Below are 16,687 nucleotides of genomic sequence, written 5' to 3' on the forward strand. Positions count from 1 at the left end.
TTTCTAACATTTTATTTCCTTTAAAACTAGTATTGCATCGTATAGATTCTCGACAACATATTTTACACCCTTCTTTGTGAGAATACTTTTTCGCAAAGGATATAGCATAACGCCAATGAAGGGTACACCAACCTTCATACTACTTAACGCGTCAATCCAGTAATCGCCAAGCATGACTGCCTCACAAGGTTCTACACAATGTTTATCAAGTATGTATTTTATAAGCCATGATTTATCGAAGAGATATTCTTCAACTCCTTCAAGTTTCCATAACGTGTAAAGAGTATATATTTCGTCGATACCCCAATCAAGGTTGAATCTTCTTAATTCATTCCATATTTTTTCTTCAGGTGATTCTCTCCCAGTGACTATAATGTTCTTGCACCCAATTGTCTTCAGGAAGTACAATAGTTGATGAGCACCTTTAGCTGGGTATCCATATCGTGTTTCATAGATTCTTCTAAATACACGCCAGAAATCTTCTTCAACAGCTTTCTGTGGTACTGCATATTCTTGGAGAGTATCCTTCATAAACGCATCAATAAACTCGCTTAGAGAAAGCGGTTGAGCACCAAAGTATGCTCTAGCACTATTTATGGCATTAAAGAAATCAAAAAGTGAGTCAACAAGAGTCATATCATAATCTAGTATTGCTAGTTTAAGCTTATGAACCATAATATTTAACCCCGAGTCAGTATTCGGGAGAAACCACATACAAGCATTCGGTATTCGGCAAACTCATCATCCACAGTCGGTTTATCTAGAGACTAGAATATACATTTAATCCTTATTAAGCAGGTATCTACACATTTCTTAACCTAGGTGTTTATAAGCTGTGACAAAGAAACTCGTTCTAACATGCATACTGAAAAACAATAATCTCGAGTGCAAAACAAGTGATGAAAACAAGCTCATTATTGAGCCATACAAGATTATCAATGATAGAGTTGTGTTTGTCTATAAAGACAGCGATCTTTTTGAATATAGCATTGAAATAGAAGCCAGTGCCGATATAAGGATTGTATGTAATGCATATCTCCATGGAGAACTAACATGGGGTTCAACAAGATATACTCGATGGGAAACCAGCAGGCCTGTAAATACATTATATTGTATCTCTGGAAGACTAAATATTATCGATAATGACTCGTTTTTAATTATTGATAAGACTTTAGATAAAGACTTAACTAAAATGCTTAATTTTCTTGAATCAATTAAATCAGTACTAAAAAACATACTGAAATGGCCTACCTACAGTAAATACCTCATGTTACCAAGCACCTATGCTAACGAGCCGATAGCAGCTGTTCTTAGAGCGGATAACACTAGTAATCTGCCTGTTCTTGACCTAGTTTTCTCTAGCCTACTCCTCATGGAGAAGGTCATGCAACCATATACGAAATGGTTTATCGAGGAACTTACAAGAGCTTTAAAGGGGGAGCAAAGTATCTTATCTCTCCTCACTTGGCAGGAACTAAGGAATCCTGATATAATCAACACACTATTGACTAACCCAAGGGAGTGTATATCATTTTCCGAGCATAACAAAGAGATTAACGTCAAAAATATCTGTAAAGAAAGAAGACTCGTCCTTATAGCTTCCTCAAAACTACTCTTAAAGACTGTTCTCGAGGGAAACGAAGAATTCAGTTTAGATAAACGTGTATTTGGGAACATAATAGATTTTATTTCGTTAAAGGCATAGATGAGATAATACAAAACGGGGGTTGAAGATAAATGACGAGATTTATCGATGCCCATTGCCACTGTCACGAAATGCCTATGGAGACATTTAAGAGAATTGCCAATAATAACCAGTTTACTATTGTATGCGTTTCCGATGATATTCCGTCAAGTATGAAGACAGTGGAATTATCTTCTTCACATAGTAATATTGTACCATGTATAGGCGTTCATCCCTGGTCTGTTAATGAAACAAGTATAAATGACCTTAAGAAACTTGAGGAACTCATTAAAAAATATGATGTGAAATGCCTTGGCGAAATAGGTTTGGATACAAAATTTGTCCCGCAAACAATTGAAAAGCAAAGAGTATTCTTCGACTACTTTATCAGACTAGCACGAGAATATGATCTAGTTCTTAACATACATGCAGCTGGTACTTGGAGTGAAGTACTCGATAAACTCATAGCGAACGATATAAAACATGCATACATCCACTGGTATACTGGCCCAAAAGAATTAATCGATAAAATACTAGAACTAGGATACGCCATAGGCGCTAATCCAGCCTGGAAAATCCAGAAAAAGCATCGAGCTATTATTGAGTATGCACCTATAGAAATCATTCTAACCGAAAGCGATGCACCGTATAAGTATCGTGGTCTTGAAATGACTCCAGAACTAGTTATTGAGACCGTCGAATATCTCTCTCATGTAAAGAACATCAGTATAACTGAAGTGGCTAATATTATTGAAAAGAATTTCAGAAGGATCTTTTTATTCTAGATAACATACTCACTTCATCGTCTTTGTATTCTATCATAATATTTTGGTGTAGTAAACGATTAACTCTACTAAATTTAGGCATGTTGTTTTGGATCTCCATTAGCTTCTCCATTGAGCTAAGTATTTCTCTTCTTAACCTCATAAGGTTGTTTAATTCATCTTTAAGTACAATATTTAAGCTACCATTATTTACCTTGCATAGTTTCTCTTTAATTTTAGAGATCTTTCTTTCAATGTTTTCTAAGTACTTTTTCAATAGCTCTATTTGTGCACTAATAATAAATACATCATCGAACATCATATGGCAGGAACACCTGTAAATGTTCTACAAGAGACATCTATTATTTAAATAAGTGGACACGTAAATGCATTAGAGTATATAAGAAACTGTTATCTTCTAAGAAGATATGTTTATGACAAGTATTAAATTATTGTTTTTCGCAAAAACAGTTACTTCAAAATCTTGCATTTTCACTGCTATAGACTTTATTTCACCCCACTCCATTTTCTTTGAAAGAAAATCGGCTGCATGAAACAAGTGATAGCCTATATCAACTGCTTTCTTTAAAACACTTGTATCTACATCTAAGGGTGCTACATAATCAATAACTCTTGAGTCCCGATCTAAGATAACTATTGCAGTAGATAAAGCCATAGCACCCTCCCTTTTCGCATGTGTATTCATGCCTTGAGATCCCGTTATAAATAACAACTCTTATTATACATCACCACTAAAAACTGCGTGATGAGGTAGTTTTTATAAAAGAGCTGAATATTTAATGCTTTAATAGACCGAATACATTGATGTCCCTGGAGTGGTATCATGGTATCCACTGGCTTGCTAAAACTCTATAGTAGTATGGCTGTGACAATACTTGTTGTCACACTTATATCAAGTCTTGTGCTTTACTTCGTCTTATCATTATTTATGGAAACAGCCTTCATATACTTGTTATTCATTATACTGGTGTTCTATTTTGTTCAATGGCTTCTGTCGCCATATATAATCGACATGTTTTATCATACGAGACCACTTCCGTCATCGTATTCTTATATACAAGACATTGTTAACGACATATCACGTAGATCAGGTATAAAAACGCCAAAGGTACTCATAGCCGATATACCTATTCCTAACGCTTTCGCTTACGGCTCACCGCTAACAGGATATCGTGTTGCTGTTACAAGAGGTCTTCTCGAGGCTCTTCCACGAGACGAGATAGCAGCGGTTCTTGCACACGAGATAGGCCATATCAAGCATAGGGATATCACGGTAATGATGCTTGTAGGTTTAATACCAGCGATAGTTCTATGGCTCGGAGAATACCTTGTTAGGTGGGGTTGGCTTTTCGGTTTCTATGAGCGAAGAAGAGAAGAGAGTTTAACACCACTAGCATTAATAGCATTAGGAATAGTTTTGATCATAATCGGATTTATATTAAATCTTGGCGTGCTTTATTTGAGTAGGCTAAGAGAGTATTATGCGGACTCTCATGCAGCACTAACCATTCCCAATGGTGCAAGACTTCTACAGAGAGCATTGGCTAGAATAATGATTGCTAGTGGGTGGCTCAAGAAACATCGTGTTAATCTCGGAAAGTACAGTCAACTAAAAATGTTGTTCATTTCACCACCAGAACACGCGATAGCAGGAGGAGCTTATGATGTGGATAGCATTGTAGAAGAGATCAAGAGAATGAAGCCAAGCATCCTTCAAGAGATTTTCAGCACACATCCCCATCCAGCTAAGCGTTTCAGGTTTCTCGATGAACTCACTGGCAGACAATATTACGCCTAAATAAATCCTCCATTAACATTTAAAAACACAACAGTAATGATAGTATAGAGGATAGTATATACGGCATGGTGATGGATAATGAAGGTAACTATGAACACACCAGAGTATATAGATGGCGTTATGGTACAGCGATTCAATATTATCGATAACACAGGTATTATATGGAGAGGTATTGTTAAAACAAAGAACATAATGACAATAAGTCCAAGAAGACTCTGGGAGATTATAGAGGATGCTATTGTTGATGCTCGAAACGGAATTAATGCCATCAGGGTGTATCGTGACGGAGAAACAAGAATAAGAGTAAAATTATCGAATAAAAACGATTTCCTTAATGCATCCACTATTAGTATCACAATTCACTATAATGGTGAAAAAATATATTCACTTCATTTAGAGCCAACGATTTAATTTGTCTAGAATAATTAAGCCTCACTGATTATTCTCTTGATTTCCTCTATGATCTTGGTCTTCTTCTCCAGTTCTTCTCTAGTCTTCGCAAGTTCTTGTTCTAGAGAACTGATTTTCTCTTCAAGCTCTTTGATCTTTGATTCAAGCTCTTTCTTTTCTGATTCAAGCTTCTTCTTGGCTTCTTCTAGCTCCTTGATTTTTTCTTCTACTTCAGGCTTCGCTGTTATGGGCACACCTATTTCTTTAAATGGCAGCTTTATCCTTAGTTCTCCTCTCAGCATTTTTTCATAAGTTTGTAGTACTAGTTTTCCAGCTTTTGTTTTACCGCTAAGGTGTGCTCTTATCATTGTCTCGCTTCTACCAACTTCTTCAGCTATTTGGCTTATGGGATATCCTGCTTTTTGACGGGCCAGAGCAGCTGCCGCAACTGCAAGGCTGTCAACCCATGTTGCTCTCTCAACAGGATCTCTTATTAATTCGATTACTTCGGGGCTATACAGTGTAGCAATTATTAATGCTGTCTCCAATTTCTGTATATCTTTCTTACTCGTTGGTGTTAATGGTACATTACTTAAGTCTATGTATAATTCTTCTACTTCTCTCTTCTCCTCGCTCATACTTATACACCATCCCACTATTTCCTCGTATAATTACTATTATCCAGATCGCTTAAAATAGTTTGATACCATACTCTTGTTCCTCCACTATTAAATACCTAGTATACAAAGATAGGAGTTCAGTAGAGGAGCCCGATGGTGTATAATAGAGTGTCGATGAAGTGTCCTTGGTATAAAGAAGGATTATGCTATAGTCCCAAGACTTTACGAGAATACGGTGAACCCTCATCTGCTCCAGTAACAGACTCTAGGTGTCTCACCGAAAAATATACCGAGTGCCCATACTATACTGAACAACGTTCTTCTCAACAAACACAACTAGATATTATTGAAGAAGGAGCCGTGGGTGTGAAAGAGAAAGGTCTTGCACTGTATTTAAGAATACATACCATACCCCCCGACATGAAATCCAATTGCCCGTTTTACGAAATAACATCTGTTAGAGATCAGTCAGGCAACATTGTTTATGTCGCGTTCTGCAAGTTCTTAGACAGATACTTGACTAGGAGTTTTGTTGAAAAATGTATAAAATACTGGAAAGACTGCCCATACTATAAAATGCATTTTATTCAAGAAACCTGAATGTAATTAGCCGATCAAATATTTTATTAGCTTCTTTTTATGTTGTTACAATACTATCTCTTAAACCAATGGTATATGGTTTAGTGTAGGGTACAGCTACCATAACAAGAAGGTCTACTAAATCTTTTATACTCGGCACACTGTGTTTTAAAGGATATCTATTGCCATCAACCTCAATATATGTTTCATTAACATTTGTTTTTTCCACAAAACCATTTATTTTAATACCATAACTCTTCTCCACGATAGTTTTCGCTATTTCAAATATGTCTTTCATTAATTCAACATCACTACCCTTACCGACAAGCAGTATCACATCAAGCATGGATTCTTCAATATAACTCATAGTCATACATACCTCTTTAGTACTAATGCCATAAAAGTCGTCGATAATGATCTATATATAAAACTAGAGACATAACACTTTACATGACTACTTGATTTGCGATATAATCCTCTTTATAACATCAATTTTGACTATTCCTTGCCTAACAATGTTTACCTCATTGTCTTGAATTTCTATGACTGTTGAAGGAATACGCAACGGCGCTATACCTGAATCTATGTATAGGTCTATTCTGTCTCCCAACTGCTTTATTGCTTCGTCTATAGTTTCTGCGGGTTTCAGCCCACTTATATTAGCGCTTGTTCCTGTGACAAATCCATCTAACGATGCAGCTATTTGTCTAGGTAAAGGTGCTGCTGGTACACGGAACCCAACTTTGTTTCTTCCCTGATGGAGAATCTCTGGAAAGATACTCTCTTTCAAGGAGAGAATCACCGTAACTGGCCCGGGCCATAGAGCGTAGAGCAGTTCTATAACCCATTCCTTGCAATCAGCAATACTTGTAACCGCATCTATACTAGAAGCAAGAACAGGAATCGGCTTGCCAACTCTTTCTTTCACTCTATATACTTTTTCTACACATTCTCTTCTAGTTGGATCACTAAATACTCCATACACTGTATCGGTGATTCCTACAACAACTCCTTTTTCCTTTATGGTGTTTACTGCTTCTTCTACAACGCTCCTTGATGGTTTTATATAGCTTGTTCTAATTATTTTCATCGCAATGACACCATTCCATCCATTTATACTTATCTAGAGTTTAGGTGAACCAGGTATTTTTCATTACTCTGCATACAACCTATGGATCATCGTTGAATATAAAAACCTGTGATCGCTATATTGTCTAGAGCCAAGAGGGTGTAAAGGGATGGGCTTTTAGCTTGTCAGAAGAGAAACTAGAGAAACTTAAGGTTGACCGAAGGCAACTGAAGAAGATAATATCAGAACTAAAGAAGTGGAAAGCTCCTGCAACAGTACTATTAAGCCTCTACATACCGCCAGGTAGACCTATAAGTGATGTACTTAACATGCTAAGACAAGAATATGCCATAACAGATAACATAAAGTTGAAAAAGACCCGATCAGCCGTCCAACGCGCTTTATCAGCAGCCATGGATAGGCTAAGCATGTTATCCAAAGTACCGGAAAACGGGTTAGTACTCTTTTGCGGAGAAGACATGGATACCGGCGACTTTATATGCATAATGTTCTCTCCACCAGAAAAAGTACCCGTATACTATTACAGAACAGACAAACACTTCCATACAGAATTCCTTGAAGACATGGTTGTCGAGAGTAACTTGATCGGATTAATTATTGTGGAAAGAGATGCTGCAACAATAGGCTTACTCAAGGGATCGCGTCTCGAGCTTTTAGAGGAGCTTGAAGACTATGTACCCGGCAAACACCACCGAGGAGGACAGAGTCAGAGAAGATTCGACAGAATAATAGAACAAATGGTGGATAACTTCTATAAGAGAGTTGCTGAACACGCTAAGAAATGGTTTGAACCATACCTAGAGCAAAAGAAGCTTAAAGGAATACTTATCGGTGGACCAGCCTACTCAAAATATGATTTCTTGGAAAAAGACTACCTGGACTATAGACTAAGAAGACTGGTATTACCAAAGCTAATAGACGTAGCTTATCAAGGCGAAGCAGGCTTGCGTGAAATGGTTAGGAAGGCAAGCGATATACTGAAGAACATAGAGTACGTAGACGCTCTTGAAGCTGTTGAAGAATTTAAACTACATCTCGCTAAAGACGATGGTATGATTGTTTATGGCGAAGAAGATGTGAAAAAAGCTCTAGAACTAGGTGCAGTAAAAACGCTTATCATAGATGAGAGTAGACCTGATGCTGACGAGTGGTACGAGCTGGCCAAACGAAGGGGAGCAAAACCAGTCATGCTGAGCGATGATATACCTGAAGGCGCATGGATAAAGAAGACTTTTGGAGGAGTAGTAGGAATACTCAGATATAAGATCTTTTAACCATAGGGTAAGTTCATAAAACATAAAGAATTTTTATGGACTATTTTCACTTACAAAACTTTATATTATACGAAACCCAAGAAATAACATGAAGCCCCTAGTTTTCTAACATAACGGGTGGATTATAAAAATGAGACCTTATTTGTCCCCACAGGAGAAAGAACACCTATTAAAACTCATAATACAAGCCGGGTTAAATGAAGACTTTACTCGATGGCTTGAAGAACAAGGATACAAATTTATCTTCGGAAGACTCGATAATATCCCTGATGAACTAATAGAAGCATATATCAAAGAAAAGAAGCTTCTAGACTTCGGTGAAGAAGAATACAAAATTTACTATGAATTAGGTGATGTCGAACCCGAATCCAAAAGAAATTACATACCCGCAAAGAAACCCGGTTTAAGGTAATTAACTTAAAGACTCCATCTACCCAATAAACTCTTTTATTTAGCAGGATTAATGGAAAATAAATGTATAGTCATTTTTCTAACTATCTCTCTAACAAATCCTTATTCAAGAGTTTTCAAGAATATGTTTGTGTAAAATGAGGCCGGGAGTGACCCGTCCCGTGGTCACTCTTTCTCCCGGTACACGGGAGTGTCCCACGGGCTCCGGGGTTCACTCAAGAATAGGAGTAAGAGGTTAGCATATTATATATGTTTACCTGGATAAGCCAAACGATATTACTTTAATAATAATCTACTCAAATACGCTGCTTTCTTGGTCTTGCATTTATAATTTCCGGCTCTAAAACAGGTTCTTGTATTTCCTGTATAGTTAGCTCTAGATCATTAATACGGGACTCTACATCATCTATAAACTCTTTCAATTTTACCTCATTTTCTCTGATCCTAAGCTCTAAATATTTTAGTCTTTTATCAATTTTTTCAAGTGCCTTGACAACAGTATTTATAGTAGCTATTAATTCTTCTGTTCTGTCCGGAACACTATATTTCTCTCTATATTCTTCAAGCCCTTTGTTTATGAACATCTTTATAAGGTCAGTTACCTGTACTCCCAAATGATTAGCGTACTTCTTGAGCTCTCTGTAGATGCTCTCTGGCAGCGATAAATGTACTGTTGGCATATGTATTCTCCTGTAAAAGAAACTCTATGAGGTTTTATAAAAACCTAGCGTCTAATATGTATTCTCTATTAATAGACTCTACAGTAATACATAACAGAACAAGAGTTATCCTATACAGGGCTAGTAATACTATTCTTGAGAGAAGACGCGTTATAGAGGAGGTGTACACATGCCAACAAGAGTAATAACATTCAAAGCCGATGACGAGCTTATTGAGAAAATAGACAAATTAGCTAAAATGCTTGGAGAATCAAGAAGCAATATCATTCGTAAGGCTGTTCTCAGATACATTAAGGACAATAGTATTCTTGTTGAAGATGAGAGAAAACCTGAGGTTGTAGAAACAATTATTTTAAGCTAGTTGTATAACCCTAATTATGATTTGTTACCTAAACTTATTATCCATTTATGGAGTTTATCATGCATTATCTACAATTACACATAGAAGTAGCGTCAACATGGTCTATACGCTACTATGATATCTATTTTTATATCCTTATAGTATTTACTTAAAGATAGAACGTATATACAGGTGTGTACGCGTATTGGTTGAACGACGTAAGATACAGCGGACAGGTTCTTCATCGTTTATTGTAACCCTGCCTAAAGAGTGGATTGAGTCGATGGGAATAAAACCTGGAGACTACGTTCTCGTTTATGAGCATGCCGATAAGCTGATTATAACACCAAGTGAAAAAGAAGGAAGCAAATTATCTACCGAGATAAGAGTCTCCGAGAGCGCCGATGTCGACGAAATTCTCCGTGTAATAGTTTCACAGTATCTTGCTGGCTACGATACTATAACAATTGTATTTAAACCAAACACTCCAGGTCTAGCTAAAAAGATAAATACTATAAAGAATATGGCTCGTGCAAAACTCGCTGGGGTAGAAGTTGTAGATGAAACATACAACACCCTTACATTAAAAATACTTCTCAATCTAAGAGAACTACCTCTCACAAGAGCTCTTAGAAGACTCCATCTTATCGTGAATAACATGCTTGTAGACGCACTAGAAGCTTTCAAAGACAAGAATATGAATTTAGCAGAAGCAGTTATTCAAAGAGATGATGAAGCAGATAGATTCCATTTCATGATCACCCGGCAGTTATCCCTGGCATTACTTGATATAAGAGTCATGCACGAACTTGGCATAAATAATCCTATTGAGACACTTAACTATAGAATCCTGGCACGTAACCTAGAGAGAATAGCTGACCATGCAGTCAATATATCTAAGAGAGTTAAAGAGAGACCCGATGAATGTAGGTATTGTGAAAAAATCTATGAGTTCGGCAAAAAGGTACTTGAATTGTTCAATAAATCTATGGAAAGCATTTATAGACTCAATAGAAAAATTGCTGAAGAGGTAATTAGGGAATCACAAACACTGATAACAGAACTTGAAAACCTGCTTTCCAAGGAAATACTTGTAGGACACATAAACGATCAAGAAAAGATAGTACTTGCATTAATATACGATAGCCTCCGAAGAATAATAAGATATTCAAGTGGTATCGCTGAAGCAACACTTAATATTAAAGCATCTAGAACAAACATCATAGACGTGAAATGAAATTAAGTTAAAGTATTTTTCTCTTGACAATTCCCTTATTACCACCTGGTGAAGACTGTTGTCCATAACCATAGGGGTAAGTAGGGAAATAGAAGAAATTCCAGTCAGGGCAATGATTCTTTATTTCACAGTTAATCATGTAAAAAACAGTGATGTTAATCCTCTTATTTATGAAAAAACTCTTGACGTAATTAAGAAGTATAAAGAGGTAATGGATCTTTCCTCGATAAAAAAACACCACATGATTAGAGTATATCGTGATTTTCTCTGGAAACTAGGTATAGATCCAACAAAATTAAGGCCTAGCCATGAAGCATTGCTGAGACGCGCAATTAGAACTGGAAGTATTCCGAGAATTAACACTATAGTGGATATAGGAAATTATGCCAGTTTAAAACATCTTGTCCCTGTAGGTATCTATGATATCAATAAGCTTAAGCCGCCTCTCACCTTAAGGCTTAGTATAGATGGTGAAGCATTTTATCCTGTAGGTGCTGAAACAGCAAAAGTTCTCCCCAGAGGAATACCTCTTCTTGTTGACCAGGAAAAACCAATCCATATATTCCCGTGTAGGGATAGCAAATTTAGCACCGTCGATATTAAGACTACGCGGATACTTGTTATAGTAGCTGGTGTCGAAGGAGTTCCAGAGTCAACGCTATATATGGCGTCAGATACGATAGTTGAGTACTTGAAAACATACTGTGATGCACGTGGAGTAAGTAAGTATAGTATGGTGTATTTCGGTGGACGCAAAGAGTCTTAGGAAAATACTTGTGAGAATAGCCGGAGAAACTGCTGGCTACTTGAGAGATATTGTTGACCAACATGATCTAGCTGAAGCCATCGGTAAGGGTGCAGCTGGCGATACAACACATCGAGCAGACAAAATTGCTGAAGAAACCATTATTGACCTTGTCCGTAGAGAAGATCTGCCTGCTAAAATAGTTACTGAAGAAGGAGGCATTATTAATGTAACAACTAATCCAGAATACTTACTCATAATAGATCCCCTTGATGGTAGCATGAATTATCTTTCCAAAATACCTTATGCAGCAGTATCACTTGCAATAAGCAGGATAGACAACCCTGTTAACACAGGTATATTAGCTGGCGCTATAGCAAACATCTTTCTTAAAGAAATCTATAGTTTCGATGATGAATATGCATACATAGATAACACACCTATTCTACCTGATAGCCTAAAGCCTTCTGTAAGCAATATAGTGATAGTCTATACAAAAACTCCTTCATTCTTTAATTTAATGAAAGACTTCTTCACTACACACTTACCTCAAGGAAGGCTACGTGTCTTAGGGTCAGCATCTCTCGAACTCGTCTACACGGGACTAAATAGGATACTATTATTCATAAACAATATGGGTAGTCTAAGGAATTTAGATATCGTAGCAGCAATTAAATTCGCTGAAAAGCTCGGAAAGAAGATCACTGATATACATGGTAACCCTATATTCTTTAGAGTAGACGAGATCGTAAGAATAGATTCTATTGTTGTTGGAGAAAAACATTTTGTCGACAAACTTATTAGCTTCATTAAGGCCAAAGAATACGCTCAAGTTTTCTAGACAATACTTTAATTCCCTTACTAGTCATTACAGCATCTTCTTCTATTCTTACTCCATACTTGCCCGCTATGTATACTCCTGGTTCTATTGTAAACACCATATTTTCTTCTATAGGCTTATCATATCCTTGTGTAAGATACGGTCTCTCGTGAACATCTATACCCAGACCATGTCCTAGCCCATGTATGAAGTATTTTGCCAGACCATGCTTCTCGAGTACACGACGGGCAATAGAGTCTATCTCACTACCCTTCATTCCAGGTTCTGCCTTATCCACTACTTCCGAGATCGCTTCCTCTACAGCCTCCAAGGCTTTTCTTTCTTCAGCAGTAGGTCTTTTCCATGGTATTGTCCTCGTTAAGTCACTACAATAACCGTTTATCTTTACTCCAACATCTATTAAAACAAGGTCACGTTTTCCTATGCGCTTCCCTGTAGGTAAATTATGAGGATAACTGTTATCAGGTTTGAATAATACTAATGGCTGGAAAGCATATTCCTCCACACCTTCAAGCCTTACTCTATGCTCGAAAACACCAGCCAACTCAGCATCTGTTATGCCTTCGTGTAGGTGATCAACTGCTGTCTTTATACCCTTTATAGTGATGTCTATTGCTCTTTTTATGATTTCTAATTCCCAATCTTCTTTCTGCATTCTATGCTTCCATACATCATCGCTTATATCAACTATATTCTTGGACTGGTAGTCAACTATTTTACGTAGTTGGGGAAGGGTTTTTGCATCAATCCCTATTTTCTTGTGTTGTGAAACGAATTTGACTACTATCTCGTCGGGTGAAGCCTTTTCTTGTTTCATATCTTCAATAACAAGTTTTTTCGATAACGCATAGACCTCTATTTCTGGTGGAAGATTGTTTCTTGCCCTATAGTACTCTAGTACTGGTGTATACAATTTCTTTTCTCCATCTCTATTGATGTAGAAAACCATCACCGGGTCCGCAATCATTTTCAAGCCTGTATAGTATTGTATATTCGATGGTTCAACGAGTACTATTGCTTCAAGGTTTTTCTCTTCAAGAATCCTCGTCAATTTATGTAGGTTATGTTTCATCAAAAGAAGACGCCCCGCAAATCCTGGTGTACACGTATTTGTTGTCCACTCTTTACTAGATAAAATGTTTACTGCAGTAGATAACCTAAATACTCTCTATCTAGGTCTAAGTGGGTAAGTGGATGAGTAGAGGGAGCAGTACATGGTGCTGGTTGACCCCAAGAGAGGATTTGTCTGTAAGAAATGCGGTAAATCCATGGGGCTTATAGCTGAGTCAGAGAAACTAAGCGACAATAGTCTAAGGATCAAATACTATTACAAGTGCCCAAGCTGCGGTTACAGAATAGATGCAGAACAACTTACTATTGGCCGTGAACAAGAATTTATTCTTGTTAAGAGGAAGGTTTTTCTGTTGACTCAGACTGTTTCTGTTTAGGTATCCTTATCCTTAAGGCTTTTGTTTCTAATGCTATTCTCTTAAGTTCTTCAAGAAGTTCTTCAGATGTGTCATAGACTCTAACTCTATATGTTTCTCTTGAAATGGGTTCTACGATCACTACCGCTTTATTGTCCACTATGTCTATAATCTTCATTATATACTTTGAGATCTTGAATGCTGAGACAAGAAATTCTCCGACAAACTTTTTCCCAGATGGTTCCCCATCTATGCTTTCACCCACCATACTGTATGTTAGACTTACTTTTGTTGTAGAACGTGAACTTTTCTTGGAAGTCCTTGGTCTCGCTATTTTTTCTTTAACTCTAATCCATCCAGCAGCTAGTTTCACGTATATACCAGGTTTGCTCATGATGCGTCCACCTACTGGTTTACCTTGTTTTATCCTCTATTTCGATCATCATACCTATGTACTACGCCGAGTACATCTCGTATGACTCCGCGTAGCACAAGTGTTTCATATATTCTCCATATCCTTTTTATAGTCACGTATTTTGTTGAAAACCCTTGTTCCTCGAGTATACTGTACACAAGCTCGGGGAATTCATCTGGATGTATTCCACGTGCTCGTGAAGTAGCTTCAATTACTGCTTCCACTATATCCCGCGAACTGGGAAGCAGGTACTTGGTCTTTTTCTTATGGTATTCCTTTTCTGCTTCTTCAACTTCTCTTAACACGTCTTCGGGTATTATTTCACTGTAGTCAATACTATTTTCTTTCTCCACCAAATACTATTCCCTCCATAGTTATTTAATATAGTGAAGAATAAAAACGTAGAATAATATTATTAGCAATGGGATGACCGGGCAGGTGACGTACTGAACTGTGATGTAGGTGGAGCGACTGGGACCGTTTTTCTTAATGTTTTACTATAGCTACTCCTCTTGGTTCTATTACATAGTTTTCTTCATTCTTTCTTCCATGCACCAATATTGGTTCGGTACCTGATGCCTCCACTACTACTTCTTCATAGCTATGATTTATCATGTAAATGATTCTGCTATCACCGCTTGTTGCCTCGATCACTTCTAGTCTTGGGTCGTATGGTGTTCTTGGTTTAAGCTTGTTCTCCAGGATTTTCCTGTAGATTCTATATGGTTTGTATCTAGTGTTGGCATCGATCGCCTCTATGAGGTAGTATTCTATGGGTTCTGTCACGAGTATTGCTTCGCCTTTACCTCTTTTTGCACGTAGAATCAATGGGTTGTTATTACATGGTACAATTACTTCTGCGTCAACAGGTTTTACTTTAATACCTAGATGTATCGTGTATTGGGGTGCCGTTTTTAGTCCGGGTATGACTATTTCTTCTCCTAGAATCTCTGTTTTTATGTCGTTCGTCATTGGCGTAATGTACCCTGGTGTTTGGGCTGGTATTACCCCGAAGAGTTCTTCCCAGAGATGAGTTGGAGCATGATGTGGTTCTTTTACTGATATTGCTACACTATAGTATAGTGTTAAACCGTTTTCCACTAGCCTAAGCAGTTTTCTCCATGTTGTGGCCTTGAGTATTGGTATTGAAGGTACTATCAGTGCTTTCAATCTGGTTTTATCGAATGTATCCTCGTTTACTATTATAGGATTGTATCCAGCCATTTTCAGCATAGTAAATGATTGATATAATACCTTGATTATAGTTCCTAGATCCACTTTCTCTATAATTTTGTTCACGAACTCTACATCTTTATACATGTACTGAGGTATCAGTATCCCTACCGGGTCTTCAATAGGCTTGTAGTTTGATAGCATGTATTTTTCTTCAAGACTACTTATCTCCTTTATAAGTAGGGCCGATGGTTTTTGTTCTCTATTTGCCTTAACAATACCGAATCCCAGCTCGTAGGGATGATTTATATAGGGCTCCCACTCTTCTTTATCAAAATCACTAAAACACCAAATCATGAATCCTTGTGCACCATTTGCTAGTATGCTATATAGTATTGGGCGTAGGAACAAGAACTGACCTTCATCACCGTACTGGTAACTCGAGAAACCTAGTTCCTCGTATATCACTGGCTTCCGTGTTGACAAACAGTGTTTTAGCTTGAAAATATATGCGTAACCCTGTCTCATGACATCGTTATCGTAGTTGTACATATGGGGAGCCAAGTAATCAAGAATCTCGGCCTCTGTCTCTGGTTCAGCGCCAACGTGATATGGATAATATAGACCACTACCACTTGTAACCCTATGTTTGGGATCAACTTTCTTCAGTGCACTATAGATTCTTCTCAAAAACTCTCTATATTCTTCTCGTGAAGAAGGTTTCTCGTAAATAGTAATCTCGTTCCCTATAACATAAGCTTCGAGAGCAGGGTGATCTTTTACTCTGGACGCTATCTCCTGGAAGAATTTCTCCAGACAATCAATTGCTTCACGAGAATACATGTATCCGTTAACCACCCTGAAGTTCATACCAGACATATGCCCTACAATAAGCGTCAAGTAAACCTTTAAACCATACTTATAGCATCTATCAAGAAAATCAAGCAACCGCTCCAGAGCATGTTCTTTAACACCACACTCACTATCCATAAAAACCCTCGTCAACAAGAACACGCGAACACTATTAACACCAAGTTCACGCATAACCCTCAAGTCATCATCAATCTCTTCACCACGATACTTTTCCCAAAAATAGATCGGGCAATAACTAGGCCAATAATTCAACCCCACAACAAACACACTACACCACCCACAACAAAAAACAACTACCATCGAAAAGCTATATAAACCCCAAGAA

At 37.5% G+C, this 16,687-nt stretch carries 23 protein-coding genes; 12 read left to right on the forward strand and 11 right to left on the reverse strand.

What is annotated here, in order from left to right; all coding sequences use genetic code 11:
- Nucleotides 1-3: 3 nt before the first annotated feature.
- Nucleotides 4-675, reverse strand: a complete 672-nt coding sequence (locus J4526_00285) for an HAD family hydrolase (protein WFO75383.1) — start codon at nucleotides 673-675, stop codon at nucleotides 4-6.
- A 160-nt stretch (nucleotides 676-835) separates the two neighbouring features.
- Here J4526_00285 and J4526_00290 point away from each other — a divergent pair, with 160 nt between their 5' ends.
- Both J4526_00290 and J4526_00295 read left to right on the forward strand, forming a co-directional pair.
- Entirely contained in the window at nucleotides 836-1,705 is an 870-nt protein-coding gene (locus J4526_00290; protein WFO75384.1) for a hypothetical protein, read from the forward strand.
- 32 nt (nucleotides 1,706-1,737) lie between these two features.
- Entirely contained in the window at nucleotides 1,738-2,469 is a 732-nt protein-coding gene (locus J4526_00295) for a TatD family hydrolase (GenBank protein WFO75385.1), read from the forward strand.
- Here J4526_00295 and J4526_00300 read toward each other — a convergent pair.
- Complete coding sequence (locus J4526_00300) at nucleotides 2,447-2,770, reverse strand: hypothetical protein (protein WFO75386.1); 324 nt, start codon at nucleotides 2,768-2,770, stop codon at nucleotides 2,447-2,449. The two genes, J4526_00295 and J4526_00300, sit on opposite strands and share 23 nt — an antisense overlap.
- A 96-nt stretch (nucleotides 2,771-2,866) precedes the next feature.
- Nucleotides 2,867-3,124, reverse strand: coding sequence for a hypothetical protein (locus tag J4526_00305; GenBank protein WFO75387.1), 258 nt, complete (start codon nucleotides 3,122-3,124; stop codon nucleotides 2,867-2,869).
- A gap of 168 nt (nucleotides 3,125-3,292) precedes the next feature.
- On the opposite strand from J4526_00305, the gene htpX reads away from it, so the two are divergent.
- The gene (htpX, locus tag J4526_00310) at nucleotides 3,293-4,267 is read left to right on the forward strand and encodes a zinc metalloprotease HtpX (protein WFO75388.1); all 975 of its coding nucleotides are present in this window, start codon (nucleotides 3,293-3,295) and stop codon (nucleotides 4,265-4,267) included.
- Between the two features lie 78 nt (nucleotides 4,268-4,345).
- A complete protein-coding gene (locus J4526_00315; GenBank protein WFO75389.1) occupies nucleotides 4,346-4,678 on the forward strand; it encodes a hypothetical protein in 333 nt (110 codons plus the stop codon).
- A gap of 14 nt (nucleotides 4,679-4,692) precedes the next feature.
- On the opposite strand, the gene J4526_00320 is transcribed toward J4526_00315, so the two are convergent.
- Entirely contained in the window at nucleotides 4,693-5,295 is a 603-nt protein-coding gene (locus J4526_00320; GenBank protein ID WFO75390.1) for a transcriptional regulator, read from the reverse strand.
- 156 nt (nucleotides 5,296-5,451) lie between these two features.
- Here J4526_00320 and J4526_00325 point away from each other — a divergent pair, with 156 nt between their 5' ends.
- Complete coding sequence (locus tag J4526_00325; protein WFO76254.1) at nucleotides 5,452-5,877, forward strand: hypothetical protein; 426 nt, start codon at nucleotides 5,452-5,454, stop codon at nucleotides 5,875-5,877.
- Nucleotides 5,878-5,914: 37 nt separating this feature from the next.
- Here J4526_00325 and J4526_00330 read toward each other — a convergent pair whose 3' ends face one another.
- Nucleotides 5,915-6,223, reverse strand: coding sequence for a hypothetical protein (locus J4526_00330; protein ID WFO75391.1), 309 nt, complete (start codon nucleotides 6,221-6,223; stop codon nucleotides 5,915-5,917).
- 87 nt (nucleotides 6,224-6,310) lie between these two features.
- Nucleotides 6,311-6,946, reverse strand: a complete 636-nt coding sequence (locus tag J4526_00335; GenBank protein ID WFO75392.1) for a threonylcarbamoyl-AMP synthase — start codon at nucleotides 6,944-6,946, stop codon at nucleotides 6,311-6,313.
- A gap of 161 nt (nucleotides 6,947-7,107) precedes the next feature.
- Between J4526_00335 and prf1 the strand changes: the two genes are divergently transcribed.
- Both prf1 and J4526_00345 read left to right on the forward strand, forming a co-directional pair.
- Entirely contained in the window at nucleotides 7,108-8,220 is a 1,113-nt protein-coding gene (gene prf1 / locus J4526_00340; protein WFO75393.1) for a peptide chain release factor aRF-1, read from the forward strand.
- 130 nt (nucleotides 8,221-8,350) lie between these two features.
- On the forward strand, nucleotides 8,351-8,632 hold the full coding sequence (locus J4526_00345) for a hypothetical protein (protein WFO75394.1): 282 nt from the start codon (nucleotides 8,351-8,353) through the stop codon (nucleotides 8,630-8,632).
- Nucleotides 8,633-8,927: 295 nt separating this feature from the next.
- Here J4526_00345 and J4526_00350 read toward each other — a convergent pair whose 3' ends face one another.
- Nucleotides 8,928-9,311: a hypothetical protein gene (locus J4526_00350; protein WFO75395.1), complete on the reverse strand. Its 384-nt coding sequence runs from the start codon at nucleotides 9,309-9,311 to the stop codon at nucleotides 8,928-8,930.
- A gap of 169 nt (nucleotides 9,312-9,480) precedes the next feature.
- Between J4526_00350 and J4526_00355 the strand changes: the two genes are divergently transcribed.
- The 4 genes from J4526_00355 (at nucleotide 9,481) to J4526_00370 (ending at nucleotide 12,474) form a co-directional block, all read left to right on the forward strand.
- Complete coding sequence (locus tag J4526_00355) at nucleotides 9,481-9,672, forward strand: CopG family transcriptional regulator (protein ID WFO75396.1); 192 nt, start codon at nucleotides 9,481-9,483, stop codon at nucleotides 9,670-9,672.
- 184 nt (nucleotides 9,673-9,856) lie between these two features.
- The gene (locus tag J4526_00360) at nucleotides 9,857-10,888 is read left to right on the forward strand and encodes an AbrB/MazE/SpoVT family DNA-binding domain-containing protein (protein ID WFO75397.1); all 1,032 of its coding nucleotides are present in this window, start codon (nucleotides 9,857-9,859) and stop codon (nucleotides 10,886-10,888) included.
- Nucleotides 10,889-10,946: 58 nt separating this feature from the next.
- Nucleotides 10,947-11,654, forward strand: a complete 708-nt coding sequence (locus J4526_00365; GenBank protein ID WFO75398.1) for a hypothetical protein — start codon at nucleotides 10,947-10,949, stop codon at nucleotides 11,652-11,654.
- A complete protein-coding gene (locus J4526_00370; protein WFO75399.1) occupies nucleotides 11,635-12,474 on the forward strand; it encodes a D-fructose 1,6-bisphosphatase in 840 nt (279 codons plus the stop codon). Before J4526_00365 ends, J4526_00370 begins: the two co-directional genes overlap by 20 nt.
- Here the strand turns inward: J4526_00370 and J4526_00375 are convergent.
- The gene (locus J4526_00375) at nucleotides 12,443-13,546 is read right to left on the reverse strand and encodes an aminopeptidase P family protein (protein WFO76255.1); all 1,104 of its coding nucleotides are present in this window, start codon (nucleotides 13,544-13,546) and stop codon (nucleotides 12,443-12,445) included. The two genes, J4526_00370 and J4526_00375, sit on opposite strands and share 32 nt — an antisense overlap.
- Nucleotides 13,547-13,688: 142 nt before the next feature.
- On the opposite strand from J4526_00375, the gene J4526_00380 reads away from it, so the two are divergent.
- Nucleotides 13,689-13,922, forward strand: a complete 234-nt coding sequence (locus tag J4526_00380; protein WFO75400.1) for a hypothetical protein — start codon at nucleotides 13,689-13,691, stop codon at nucleotides 13,920-13,922.
- Here the strand turns inward: J4526_00380 and J4526_00385 are convergent.
- From J4526_00385 to J4526_00395, 3 genes are all read right to left on the reverse strand, one after another.
- Entirely contained in the window at nucleotides 13,879-14,295 is a 417-nt protein-coding gene (locus J4526_00385; GenBank protein ID WFO75401.1) for a hypothetical protein, read from the reverse strand. The two genes, J4526_00380 and J4526_00385, sit on opposite strands and share 44 nt — an antisense overlap.
- A gap of 29 nt (nucleotides 14,296-14,324) precedes the next feature.
- Nucleotides 14,325-14,672 carry a hypothetical protein gene (locus tag J4526_00390; protein ID WFO75402.1) on the reverse strand — a complete coding sequence of 116 codons (348 nt, stop codon included), beginning with the start codon at nucleotides 14,670-14,672 and terminating at the stop codon, nucleotides 14,325-14,327.
- 130 nt (nucleotides 14,673-14,802) lie between these two features.
- Nucleotides 14,803-16,629 (reverse strand): cellulase family glycosylhydrolase, encoded by a 1,827-nt coding sequence (locus J4526_00395; protein ID WFO75403.1) that lies wholly within the window; start codon nucleotides 16,627-16,629, stop codon nucleotides 14,803-14,805.
- Nucleotides 16,630-16,687 lie beyond the last annotated feature (58 nt).

It is taken from the genome of Desulfurococcaceae archaeon MEX13E-LK6-19 (genome assembly GCA_029637525.1).
Taxonomy (GTDB): domain Archaea; phylum Thermoproteota; class Thermoprotei_A; order Sulfolobales; family Desulfurococcaceae; genus MEX13ELK6-19.